We start from the raw sequence: 13,303 nt of genomic DNA, 5'->3' as shown, positions 1-13,303 counted from the left end.
GATATATCATGAAATTGAAAGTAATTGTAATATAAAAGCACAAACTATAAATTTATACTAATCCTTTTAAAATTTCAGAGAAGGGCTATATCAAGATGTTTTTTGTTTTATGTTTATATCCTATATAGAGAACTCAATAAGTAATTATTATACAAAGTCCTTAACTGATATTCCGATAGTTTCCACTTATCATATTAATATTTTAAGTGAAAAAGATTTAATTGTTATCGTATATTTGTTCTTATGATTAAAATGCAAGTTATATCGTATGTGGGACCACATACTAATGTTAAAGGTTATCAGTTGCTATTGGCTTGTTAAGACATTATAAAAAATTATAAACATAACTAATAATTTAACATTTTTAATTTACGTTGTAATGTTAAAGTTATGATTCATAATACGCTAAATATTTATAAAGGTAGTGACGGTTGCTATCTTTATAAATTTTTTGTTATATTATAGTAGTAAATTTATAATACATATGAAGGAATTTAAGTTAACTTGTAGAATTTATCCTAATATAAAGTAATAAGTATATTATATCTATAATTTGAACTTGAACATTTAAAGAATATTATTATGTGTGGTGAATATTTTGTCAGATAAAAAAAAGAAATCAAGGGTCATAAGCTACAATTTACCTAGTTATGGCAATGTTAGTTGCTATCTATTTCCTATTACAGAGCAAGTATATGATTTACTAGATAACTATTCTCATATAACAAGGTTGAGGAATATAAGTCAATTAGGAACTATCAAATACATATTTCCTGGTGCACATCATACGAGATATGAGTATGTATTTATGCAATTGATGCTAATTAGTAATATAAAGATAGCAAAAAATCAAACAGAAATAAAATATGACATAAGTCTAGGAAGTAGTTTGTCTGGATTTGGAGAATTATCGGGAAAAGAGCCAACGGGAGCCGAAATATTACAAGTACTTTCAATTATAAGCAATATAGGGCATCAAGAAGACACTTTTACGTCATCTAAAGTAATTTTACACTTTTTAAACAAAGGAAAATCTAAAGATAAAGATTGTTATAATTTTTATAAGGCATTTAGACGAGGATTGCCAAAGGAATCACAAAAATTATTTGAAGATATGATAAATCAAAAGAATTATTTTAAAGTGCATTATTTCATAGCACTATTTTTGCTAGAGAGATATAAAGGATATTCAAAAAAAAATTTAGAGTTATCTATATTATGCTCAAATATTTTAATAAAATATTTAGATAAAGAAAATTGTACATCAGAAAGTTTTGGAAGATTGTGGAAGTTATTTTCTGCGATTAGAAGGCTTGCGTATTTATCATTAGATATGAATTATACTCCTGTTTCAATAAGTATGAATACTTCAAATATTATAATGAATTCTGCTAACTTTATTGATGATGTTTTAGATGATCAGTCAGCATTAAACAAAATGTTAGAGCAATTAGATAGTATTATAAATACTCAAATTTATAATTCTGCTAAGAGTTTATTGAACTCTGCTTGTATAGCAAAAGATATTGAAAAGTCAATTAATATTGTAGACCTTAGAAAGATAGATGATTTAGTTAACTGTTTTAAACCTAGTATTAAGGTTGAATGCAATGGTTATTCCTTTTGTAAAGATCCTATGACTCAAAAGATAGAAAACAACTGGATTGAATCAACGGAAATCGTAGTTACATATCCTATACTAGAAAATATTAAAGAGGATATTTACCAAATAGAAAAAAGGAAACAAGAAAAATTGGGAGTTGAAAGTTGTCATGTAGCTGTACAGTGCAGTTCTAAATTTAGAGAGATTCATATTGCTTATGCTATTAACAAAGGAAAAAAAGATAATGTGGTTGCGATAGCACAGAAAATAATTAGAGATATTGCTAATTGTACAGATGTTCATACGAATGAAAATGTGAAACGAAGTTTAGTTGAATATATTTTGAAATCAGTTTTTTCATTTGATGAAAATTATTATAATATTACACCATTAAGACAGTTAAATTTTATGAAATCTGTATTTATCGGTAAAGGGGCAAAAAACATAGCTGATAAAATAGATAAGGCTACCTGTAACTTGGATAGTATTGATAAAGATAAAAAGCATGAAATAATAACTACATCAAATGTGCTGCGTAGTATTGACTATTCTGGACTAATTATTTGCTTTGTTGGCGATGTTAAAATTGTTCCTAAAAATAACAATGGAAAACCAGTAGATGAAATAGATGGATTAATATATTTCCCTAATAAAAATTCATCTGAAGGATTATGTGTATTAGTTGAGGCAAAAAACTATTCACATGGAAGTACAGATGCAAAAAAGCAACTCGAGGATACTAAAAAATTTATATACGAAAAATTAGAAGGCGAAATTAAAGAAGTAAATAGAGGAGCATATATGGTGTTAAAACTTAAATAATAGTAGTTAATGTGAGCACATAAAAGTATATTAATATTATTAGTAAATAATAAAATGCATAAAAATTAATTACTTAAACTACGAAAGGACTATAAAATGCGAAAGAATACATTTATTGAAAAACTAAAAAATTCTAAATTTGACCTGGAAGAACTAAGTGATAACTTGATTCAATATAAAGAGAAATTCTTTGAAAGATACATTTTATTGGGTCTTTCAAATGGTTCGGATCATCCCTACTTAGATTTGGTGACAATAATAAATTGTATGTCCCCTGCATACTTGGCTCCTGCATATCATTATAATAATTATATCGATGCATTTTTGCTTGATGCATTATGGAATGATAAAAAATTCAGTATACCAGAGGAAGAGTGGGTATCAAGTTATTTAAGACGAAATACATATCAAATTGAAATTCAAGCATTGTTAGTAGCAATAAAAATAGCACTAGATAGAATGGTGTCGGTATTTTCGTATTATTACAAAGGTATTTCTTCATACACAACTTTTGGCAGAATTAATGACGAAGGTAAATCTAAAGGTTTTATGAGTTTTGTAACTACAGATGAAACTGATGATGCTTTACTTTCATTTATAAGTGAAGAATATTGTAAATGGATAAAGGTTGCAGTTGAGCCAAGGGATTTAATTATTCATTATAATGACTTGGGATTGTATTATAAATTTAATTCTGAGGCATTGATTGAAACACCGATTCATTTTAATAACAGATTAATGCAAACAAAAGAAACTAAAGAAATGACAATTCATAAATTTAATTATAATAATATATATGAAATATCAATAAACTGGTACATATTTTTTAATAAAGTTATAGATTTTTTGATTACTATGCCAATAGTTAATGATAGAACTAGAATTTAGCTATAGTTCAAGATTTAAAATAAACGTTAGGTGTTAAGGTAATATTCAAATTTTTAGTATTTATAAGAAATTAGATGATTCTATTTCGTTGATTATTGATTTAGTATAAGCTTCTATTTTAAATTTTCATTGTTCATATATTAATTAGGCTAATAATGGGTAGTTGATGTGGTCACTATGTGGAGAAATATCTTTAAGAATATTATATTGATAGTCTGTGTTGATTCTTGACGCAGGCTTTCTTTTTACTGTTATATGTGTTCCAGTAAGTGTAAAATATATATTTAATTATTATGCTTTTTGGAAATATTGTTCAACTTAGAAAAGAGAGCACGCTTATTTTATTACGGACTGTGTAGATATGACGTAATGAATACTGTTCTTTGAAAACTGAATAATACGGTATATAAAATATTTATTATTTTGGTGAAAAATTGTATCTGCATTGTGTTTTGCATATGTTATAATTACCATATTACAACATTATTATAATTTTTAGGAGAAGGAAATGAAGAATAATTATAGATATGATTTATCTGATAAACTAATACATTTTTTTAGACCATTAAACACATTAGACGATTCAGCACCTGCACTTCCAGAGCATTGGGGATTTGGAAATATTAATGAAGGTGAGAACTATCCAGCAATATTTCTTTTAAGGTGCGCAATTAGGCATTGTAGATTATGGGCAACATGGTCCTATAGAAAAGGTTGTCGCACCATCTATGGGCCATATCCAGCAACCTGCTTTACTGAAATGCCATTAGCAGCTTTTATAGAAGCATCAATAAATAGAGCTAAAAAAGGAGAAAAAATTAGTACGTATGCATTAATATTTAGGAAAGACGAAATATATAATCTTGGAGCACGAAATGTCATATATGGATTAAGTCAACCTGATGCTATTTTACCTGTATGTATGAATGGTGGAGAGCGTATAATTGATCCAAAATATTTACCTTTAAAAGAGCAATATCGTTATGTTACATATAATCCTATAGGAAAGTATCCGATTGATTGGACACATGAAAGAGAATGGAGGCTACCACATTATGATGATATAACTGATTTTATAAATTCTTTAAATGAATTTGGAGTAGTTAGTGAAGTTTCAGAAATTCCAGGATTTCAAATAAATAACTCCTCAATTTCCCAAATAGGCATAGTTATTAGTAAAAAATCCGAAATACCATTGATAGTTCATGATGTACTTAGTCTCGTAGATAGAAATATTGTAAATAAAGGGACATTTAAATATATAATATGTAACGAGTTAATAAATAATATTGTTGCTTTTCGAGACCCGGCAAATGAAAATCAACTTATAAATGAATCTATAATAAATTTGGACAAATATTTTATGGTAGATAAAACTAGAGATTTACAATTTGTAAATTCATTAGAAGAAATTGAAGAACAAATTGAAAATTCTTCTGGTAAAATTGAATTTGGAGAGTATGGTTGTTGTTGGCTTTGGATATACGATACATTTCATGATTTTACTCGTGCCTTAATAAATGAAGACAGAATAATTGTAAATAAAGATGGAAAGTACCTATATTACCCTGAATCCTTTTATAATGAAAGAAGTTTAAGACAAAAAGAAAAAATGGTAAAAGAATTAGCTAGTGTAATAAAAAATAAGTTTGGAGTAAATTGTGGATATTTTTCTGTATTAAATTCCTATGATCCTAACGAGGTACCATTCTATAATGAAGATATTGATAATCCACTTCACTATAATTGTAGTTATGATAAGTTCGAATAATAAATATCAAGAAAATACCGTATTATTCAGAAATGAATTTTACGGTATTTTTATTTTAATTAAGTCGAAATACAAACATTATGTTTAGCTATTATAAATTTATGATAGATAGACTTTCTTCATAAGCTATGACGTAAACCATCTACAAATAATGCGATTAAGAAAGTCTAGTGCAACTTCCCATTATTCATATAATTGTTATTAATATTGACCCTAAATAAAAGATAAAAAATAGAAACGATATAATTATCAATTGTATGAAATAGCATTAGGATTATTAATGATGTGTCTGAATAAATCATTTCTTAATTAAGACGAAATATTTAAACATCCTTTTTAGAACATCATAGTATGTCATAAAAAGGATGTTTTTGAGATTATCCTAAGTTTCAGCTAAAACAATATTATTTAAATAAAATCTCAAACCTATAATAAGGTTATCTTAAGCAAGTTTTAACATTATTGCACATACTAACAAAACTAATACTATGACAATAATTTATATTTTTTCAAATAATTATACGCATCATAAATTTCCTTAACGGAGAATTTATCATTCTTTATAGACTTCACCTCTTCAACGATTAAATTAACATCGTTAGAATCATAAATTTCCTTTTGTAATAAAACTGCATAATGAGTAGTTGATAATAATTCTAATTTTAGGGGGTTATCTAATGGAAGAATATCGAGAATTGCATCTATTTTTTTCTTATATTCATTTATATACTTATCATTTGCTAATTGGTTAGTCATTTCCCCAATAGTAATATCATATCTATTGCCTATCTTTAAGACCTTAATGGCTCCATGTTCTTCTATAAATCTAATTTTATGGTCTAGTGTGGCTGAATATGGTCCATAATGATACAAAGTGTAATCTAGACCTGTTGGAATTCCTTGTTCAGTTAAAAAGTAAAATATCTTTTGAAAGGCTTTTTTACCTTTTATGGTATTGCACTGTTGAACTACATATGCAACTAAATTCTCAAGCATTATCACACCACCTCTTCTATAATTCTTAATATTTCAATTTGTTTTTCTATAGTACCATATATACGCAAAATTTCAATAGGTTTATTAATGTTTATTAATAGAGGGGAAAGTTCGCCTACATCTTTTGTTGTTCTATCTTTATCTAGAATTCTTATTATTGGTTTACCCATTTCATCAACATATGTAATTGGATTCTGAATTTCATAATCAACAATTACTTCTGTGTCTTTATATCTCTTATCCCGAATTCTATTCCTGATTTCATTAATTATAATTCTATCATCTCTTTCGTAATTTATAACTTTTTCATATATTAGTTTTAAATGACCTCTATTTAAGAACATTTCATTATAGGTATTTGGGTTATTTCTAATATATTCAAGTACACGATGATCATCCCACTGAAGAAACTCATCTTCTCTAATAGGTAGTATATTTGAAGGTAACATACATTGCAAACATCTTTCTAGAATTCTATCGTAAATTCTTCTTGTTTTGTGCATATATACCTGTGTAAACATAAAGTGTCTAGCAAGCATAAATTCTTCAAGGGCGTATATACCTTTTTTTTCAATTGCTAATGTATAATCACCTTGTGAAAAATCAATATTCATTGATCTAATTAAATGTTCAATGTCATATTTACCATATTTAACACCTAACATCAATGAATCGCGAAGTAAGTAATCCATCCTATCAGCATCTATGATATTTCCAGAGAATATTCTTTTAATGAGACTATATCTTGAAGAATTTTTACCTTCGATTAAGCCAGCTATTTCCTTATGATTAAACCCGCAGTTTTTAGAGCCTATGTTATCTATAATTTCTGATAGTTTAGTGTTTTTAATTAAGTTTCCAGCCATTTTCTCATGGTTATCAACTTCATTTGCAAAAAGATTATCACTAACGTGTGAAAAAGGACCATGTCCACAATCATGCAATAAAGAAGCAATACGTAACATTTGTCGTTGTTTTTTTATCTCTTTATAATCCCATTGAATTTCAGTGCTATTTTTTATCACCATTTCATCAAATATCCTGGTAGCAAGGTGCATTACTCCTAGGGAATGTGAAAATCTTGTATGAGTAGCTCCAGGATACACTAAATAGGTAGTACCAAGCTGGTTAATATTTCTTAACCTTTGAAAAACAGGATGGTTTATAATCTTTAATTCATCATCTGTGACTGATATATAATCATGTAAGGCATCTCTTATTTGATTTTCAGCTTTGAAGTAAGGTATATTAGTTGTATTTTTGAATATTATTTTTTGATGTCTTTTTACAGATTCTAACACCACTGATAAATCTCCTAATCTGTTTTCTGGGTTAACCTGAATCATTGCACAAATCAATTCATCAAGCTCCTCGTTAACATCGTTTCGAAAATCTGAGACTCTAGGAGTTATAGCATCATAGCCTTTATCTACCTTATAGGGATAATCTCCAGTTAGCATGTAGAAAAATGTTACCCCTAAGGCATATATATCAAATTTTTCTTCATTGTCTACCTTTAAGTTTTTATAATGAAATCTTTCTGGCGCATAAAATGGAGCACATCCATACATATTTACAGTGTATGATCTAGTATTTGCCTGCTTGACTTTTGATATTCCAAAGTCTATGATTTTTATGTGGTTAGAATTTCTTGAATACATTATATTATTAAGTTTTATATCTCTATGTATTATATTATTTTTATGAGCACATATTATACCTTTTAATATTTGTTCAAATATATTTAATAATTCATTTAAATTTTTTGATTCACATTTTATAAGATCAGGATACTTATCTAAGCCTTTTCCGTTGATATATTCGAATACTAAATATACCTGCTTATCACCAGGATTAATATAATAGTCATATACTTTAGCTATATTTTCATGTGTAACTTTTGCCTGATTTATAGCCTCATCTATAAGTTGCTTATTTAATTCATCAAGTGTGAATTGAGATTTACTCAACATCTCTCTTTTAATAGTTTTTATAACTACGTCCCTTTTAAGATGATCATCAATCCCCCGCCATGTAATGCCCATACCACCCTCGTCAGAAAGTATAGTGCTATTGCTAAATTTATATCTACTCATTTTACAACCTCCGGTACTATTATAAGTATATTATTCGATACGTTTCGCCAGTTTCCTCCTTTTTATACATTTAGATCTATATTTATAAGTGGTTTACAAAAATATTCAACTATAATATTTTGACTTTAAAAAATAATTTGTATTAAATTTTTTAATAGTCTTATTTATAAAATTTATTATTTTGGACCTGATACGCTAAAGCAGGAGAACTCGTAGAACTGTTTAACTGTATTAACAGTTAACAAGAAACTAGCCTATTACGCATTTGATTGTGAAGACTCAGCATTGGGTAATACATCCTGGTCAGGGGAAGCTATAATATTGTTGTGATTTAAGTCAATACTCCAATTATATAGTCTAAAAATACTTTTGATTTTTTCTATTAATGTATGTTGTGTACACGGTTGAAAATTGCTTCCTTTGATAAATTTTACTTTAGTTCTTTTACATATTAAACATTTATAAATTCCTGTATCCGGAACCCGTTCGAAAGTCATATAACATTTCTTATTCTTATTCAATTTAGATATTATAGAGTCAAAGGCATAACCAAGGCTAAAGAGTGTAGTTATAATAACTATTATTAATGAAATTAATAATAGGCTATTTAAGTAAGGATTTTTAAATGTTTGATGTTTAGGAACAATAGTTAATAGTAGAAAAATTATTATAAAGATAATATAAAAAGTTATTGTAATAGAGATGCAGACTTTCTTAGTTACACTACCAACTTTGATATACCAAGGCATTAAATATCTTATTTTATACTGAAAAAAATTTTTATTATATTTTTCTTGAAGTTCTATAAATTCTCGATTTAGTTGCATAAGAACATTTTTCTTAAGATTTTTACACTCTTCTTTAAAGTCTTGGTTAATAACTGTTTGATTACTAATCTGTTCATTCTTTAATATTTCAAGAATGTTATTTATTAGTTCTTTAGAAAGTAAATGTCCATATTTGCTTATTAGTTCAATAGATTCATCTGTTATAAACCTATTCTGGTTATAGGACTTATTTAAATACAATGTTAAAGGTGAATAAATTTTTTCTAATTTATCTTTTAACATTTGCTCAAAATTAGATTTTTTATCAAAATCATATTTTATAAAAAAGATAGAGAATTGTATAATAACCCCAATAAAAGCAACTATACCAGTAATTAATGCTGCTATAGTTGCAGGTGTGCTAAGTATCTGTTGTAAATTCATATAGTACTCCTCCTTACCATATAAGTAGAAACTTAAATAGATGTTTATTTTAATATTAGCATTTCTAAATACTATATCAATAGGTTTACCCTAGAAATTAAGAGAAGTTATTATATGTTGTTATTTAAATAAATCTTAGCTTAAAATTATAATAAAGTCTGTATTTGAAATGTTACTAAATTTTTAACCGACTTCGACTGTTTGGGAGACATATAGAGTATGAATTTTTGCTCTGAAACTAAAAACTATTTTATTGTAGAAGGTAATTTATAAATTTTATATTAGAAACAATAGCACTATAAGTTTTAATAGAATTTTTATATATAAATTTAAATTATCACTTTATAAAATAACCACAAATGTTATAATAAATAAGGAGAAACGTGTACAATGTTAACGTAATTTGTAAGTAGCGATATGAAGTTTAATTATCTACAAGGATGAAATTAGATTATTTTATATAATTAATATTATATCTTAAAATAATTTTTGATTGCAGTAATATATGAAGGTTAAACTAAGGAGATTAAATATGGAAAGAAGAGATAAAAATAATTATTATTTAGACATAGCAGAAACTGTTCTTGAAAGAGGTACATGTTTAAGAAGAAACTATGGAGCAATTATTGTGAAAAATGATGAAATAATATCTAGTGGATATACAGGTGCTCCTAGAGGGAGGCAAAATTGTTGTGATATAAATGTTTGTTTAAGGGAAAAGTTAAATGTTCCTAGAGGGACACATTATGAATTGTGTAGATCAGTTCATTCTGAAGCAAACGCTATAATAAGTGCATCAAGAAGAGATATGCTTGGATCAACGTTATATTTAGTTGGAAGAGATTTTAAGACTAAGGAGATAGTAAAGGATGCAAGTCCCTGTGCAATGTGTAAGAGATTAATTATAAATTCAGGTATAAAAGAAGTAGTAATTCGGGATACAAAAGAATTGTACAGAGTAATAGAAGTTCAAGAATGGATTGATAAGGATGAGTCACTTGATGGGAGAAAAGGATATTAACTAAGTAGGATGGTGACATTAGGTAATCTTTGTAATAGCTTTTTGACAAATGTAACAATTACTTTTTTGTTAACGGTTGATTATAGTAGATTATATTGTGTTACATGTTGAAAAGGTATATATTTGCAGAGCAGAATGCTATCATATCAGCAAGAAGACAAGATATGATAGGTTCAACTATGTATCTTGTGGGAAAAGAGCAAAAGACAGGGGAATATGTAAAAAATGCATCTCCATGTTCTTTGTGTAAAAGGTTTATAATTAATTCAGGAATTGAAAAAGTTATCATTCGTGATACAAAACTGGAATATAGAATAATTTATGTTGAAGAATGGATTGAAAATGATGATTCACTAGAAGGAGATGCATCTTATTAAACTATTAATAAATATAAGTGTGGACTAAATATTAGGTTTATAAATTGAAATCTAATATCAATTAAGGAAGGTTACTGATGGGTAGATTATATTTTTTAGCAATAGTTTCAATAATAATTTCTATTATACTTACACCAGTAGTTAAAAAAATTGCAATTAAAATTAACGTAATAGATGTTCCAAAGGATAATAGAAGGATTCATAAAAAACCAATACCACTTTTAGGTGGCTTAGCAATATATTTCTCTTTTGTTGCAACTATAATTTTGAAGACTGGTCCATTGTCTAAACCAGAGCTGGGTATAATAATAGGAGCTACTATAATAGTTATTGGAGGTTTTATGGATGATAAATTTGATATAAAACCTTGGCAAAAGCTACTATTCCAAATAGCGGCAGCGCTGTCGCTTGTAATTTTTGGAGTGAAGATATCCTTATTAACTAATCCTATAAGTAGTTCTGAACTCTACATAGATATAGGATTGTTATCAATTCCGTTAACTATAGTTTGGGCTATTGGTATTACTAATGCACTTAATCTGATAGATGGACTTGATGGCTTAGCTGCAGGAGTTGCTTTCATAGCAGCAGTTACTATTTTAATTATAGCATTATTAAATAATAGAATAGAAGCGGCTATTTTAACAATTATATTATCTGGTGCCATATTAGGATTTCTACCTTATAATTTTAATCCAGCATCTATATTTATGGGAGATACTGGCGCCCAGTTGTTAGGATTTTTACTTGCGGCAATATCTATTGAAGGGGCAATAAAATCTGCGGCAGCCTTTGCTATAGCGGTACCGATACTTGCTTTAGGCATACCTATATATGATACTCTTTTTGCTATGATAAGAAGAAAATTAAATGGAAAACCTATTATGGAAGCCGATAAAGGACACTTACATCACAGGCTTTTAGATATGGGACTTACACAAAAGCAGGCAGTAATAATTATGTATTTAATAAGTGCAGTGCTTGGAAGTTTTGCAATAATTGCCATGCAAGTAAGTACACAAAGGTCTTATTTTTTATTAGCTACAGTTATGTTGGTATTAGTTATAGTAGCTTGGAAATTCGGATTTTTCCAGCACAACGAATAAAATAAAACTTCAATTATGCGGGGGTTGTCTTATCACACCAGGGTAGTTAACCATGGTATAAATTTAATTGCTTAGTATATGAGTAATCTATAGCAAATATAGTTTATTTGTGTAGTAAGAGTGGAGGTAATATATATGGATAGAATTAAGGTTATTACTATTTTTGGCACAAGACCTGAGGCAATAAAAATGGCACCTTTGGTAAAAGAATTAGAGAAGAATGAAAAGATAGAAAATAAGGTTTGTGTTACAGCACAACATAGAGAAATGTTAGATCAGGTATTAGAACTCTTTAATATAAAACCAGACTTTGACTTAAACATAATGAAGAATAGACAAAGTCTAACAGGTATAACAACTAGAGTAATAGAAGGCTTAGAGGAAATATTTCAACAAGAAAAACCTAATTTAGTTCTCGTTCATGGAGATACTACAACAACTTTTGCTGGTGCTTTAGCTGCTTTTTACCAAAAAATAAATGTTGGTCATGTAGAAGCTGGTCTTAGAACTTATGATAAATATTTTCCTTTTCCAGAGGAGATGAATAGAAAACTTACTGGTGCTATAGCTGACATACACTTTGCACCAACAAATGGTTCTAAAGCTAATCTTCTAAAAGAAGGAATTAATGAAAAACAAATATTTGTTACAGGAAATACAGTAATAGACGCTATGGAATTTACAGTAGACGACGGTTATACATTTAATAATAATGAACTGAATAACATTGATTATGATAGCAAGAAAGTTATAATGGTAACAGCTCACAGGAGAGAAAATTGGGGAGAAGGAATAGAAAACATATGCAGTGCATTAAAAGCTATAGTTGAAAAAAATCATGAAGTTGAGTTAGTATATCTTGTTCATTTAAATCCAGTTGTGCGAGATGTTGTGTATAAAATCCTAGGTGGCATTGAAAGAGTACATCTATTACCACCTTTAGATACAAAAGATACTCATAATTTGATGAACAAGTGCTATATGGTTATGACTGATTCCGGAGGACTTCAAGAAGAAGCACCTCATTTAGGAAAACCTGTTCTTGTATTAAGAGATGTAACAGAAAGACCCGAAGCTGTTGAATCTGGTACAGTAAAACTTGTTGGTACTGATATACATACTATAGTTATGTCTGCTGACGAATTGATAAATAATAAATGGGAATACGATAAAATGAGTAGAGCAATAAATCCTTACGGTGATGGAAAAGCTTCAAAAAGAATAACAGCATCTATATTACAATACTTTGGAATTGAAAAAAATAACTTTAAAGAATTTAGTTAGAGATTACACTTCTAACTCAGATTGTTCAAAAACCCTATGCTTAGCATAGGGTTTTTTTTCCTAAAAAATAGTTTGTATTTTTTTTAACAAAAATATTGATAATAATATGGTTAAGGAGTATAATTAAT

9 protein-coding genes and 1 pseudogene are annotated in these 13,303 nt (G+C 27.8%); 7 read left to right on the top strand and 3 right to left on the bottom strand.

The genetic code is table 11. The features are described from left to right. Positions 1-598: 598 nt before the first annotated feature. The 3 genes from HGI79_RS05970 to HGI79_RS05960 all read left to right on the top strand — a co-directional run bounded on the left by HGI79_RS05970 (position 599) and on the right by HGI79_RS05960 (position 5,084). Positions 599-2,425: a hypothetical protein gene (locus HGI79_RS05970; RefSeq protein ID WP_185649755.1), complete on the top strand. Its 1,827-nt coding sequence runs from the start codon at positions 599-601 to the stop codon at positions 2,423-2,425. A 96-nt stretch (positions 2,426-2,521) separates the two neighbouring features. Then, positions 2,522-3,313: a hypothetical protein gene (locus HGI79_RS05965; protein ID WP_185649754.1), complete on the top strand. Its 792-nt coding sequence runs from the start codon at positions 2,522-2,524 to the stop codon at positions 3,311-3,313. A gap of 508 nt (positions 3,314-3,821) precedes the next feature. Further along, on the top strand, positions 3,822-5,084 hold the full coding sequence (locus tag HGI79_RS05960; protein ID WP_185649753.1) for a DUF4427 domain-containing protein: 1,263 nt from the start codon (positions 3,822-3,824) through the stop codon (positions 5,082-5,084). Between the two features lie 486 nt (positions 5,085-5,570). On the opposite strand, the gene HGI79_RS05955 is transcribed toward HGI79_RS05960, so the two are convergent. The 3 genes from HGI79_RS05955 to HGI79_RS05945 form a co-directional block, all read right to left on the bottom strand. Further along, the gene (locus tag HGI79_RS05955) at positions 5,571-6,080 is read right to left on the bottom strand and encodes a hypothetical protein (RefSeq protein WP_185649752.1); all 510 of its coding nucleotides are present in this window, start codon (positions 6,078-6,080) and stop codon (positions 5,571-5,573) included. A 2-nt stretch (positions 6,081-6,082) separates the two neighbouring features. Further along, entirely contained in the window at positions 6,083-8,176 is a 2,094-nt protein-coding gene (locus HGI79_RS05950; protein WP_185649751.1) for a protein kinase domain-containing protein, read from the bottom strand. A gap of 257 nt (positions 8,177-8,433) precedes the next feature. Then, positions 8,434-9,387 (bottom strand): hypothetical protein, encoded by a 954-nt coding sequence (locus tag HGI79_RS05945; protein ID WP_185649750.1) that lies wholly within the window; start codon positions 9,385-9,387, stop codon positions 8,434-8,436. Positions 9,388-9,919: 532 nt separating this feature from the next. On the opposite strand from HGI79_RS05945, the gene HGI79_RS05940 reads away from it, so the two are divergent. The 4 genes and pseudogenes from HGI79_RS05940 (at position 9,920) to wecB (ending at position 13,175) form a co-directional block, all read left to right on the top strand. Next, positions 9,920-10,408 (top strand): dCMP deaminase family protein, encoded by a 489-nt coding sequence (locus HGI79_RS05940; RefSeq protein ID WP_185649749.1) that lies wholly within the window; start codon positions 9,920-9,922, stop codon positions 10,406-10,408. Between the two features lie 113 nt (positions 10,409-10,521). Next, positions 10,522-10,785, top strand: a pseudogene (locus HGI79_RS05935) (cytidine deaminase); the annotation flags it as partial. A gap of 77 nt (positions 10,786-10,862) precedes the next feature. Then, positions 10,863-11,891 (top strand): MraY family glycosyltransferase, encoded by a 1,029-nt coding sequence (locus tag HGI79_RS05930; protein WP_185649748.1) that lies wholly within the window; start codon positions 10,863-10,865, stop codon positions 11,889-11,891. A gap of 135 nt (positions 11,892-12,026) precedes the next feature. Beyond that, positions 12,027-13,175, top strand: coding sequence for a non-hydrolyzing UDP-N-acetylglucosamine 2-epimerase (gene wecB / locus HGI79_RS05925; protein ID WP_185649747.1), 1,149 nt, complete (start codon positions 12,027-12,029; stop codon positions 13,173-13,175). The last annotated feature ends 128 nt before the right edge of the window (positions 13,176-13,303 follow it).

It is taken from the genome of Clostridium sp. DJ247 (assembly GCF_014231265.1).
Note: the sequence above shows the minus strand (reverse complement) of the source record. Positions and strands in the feature narration are given on the sequence as shown.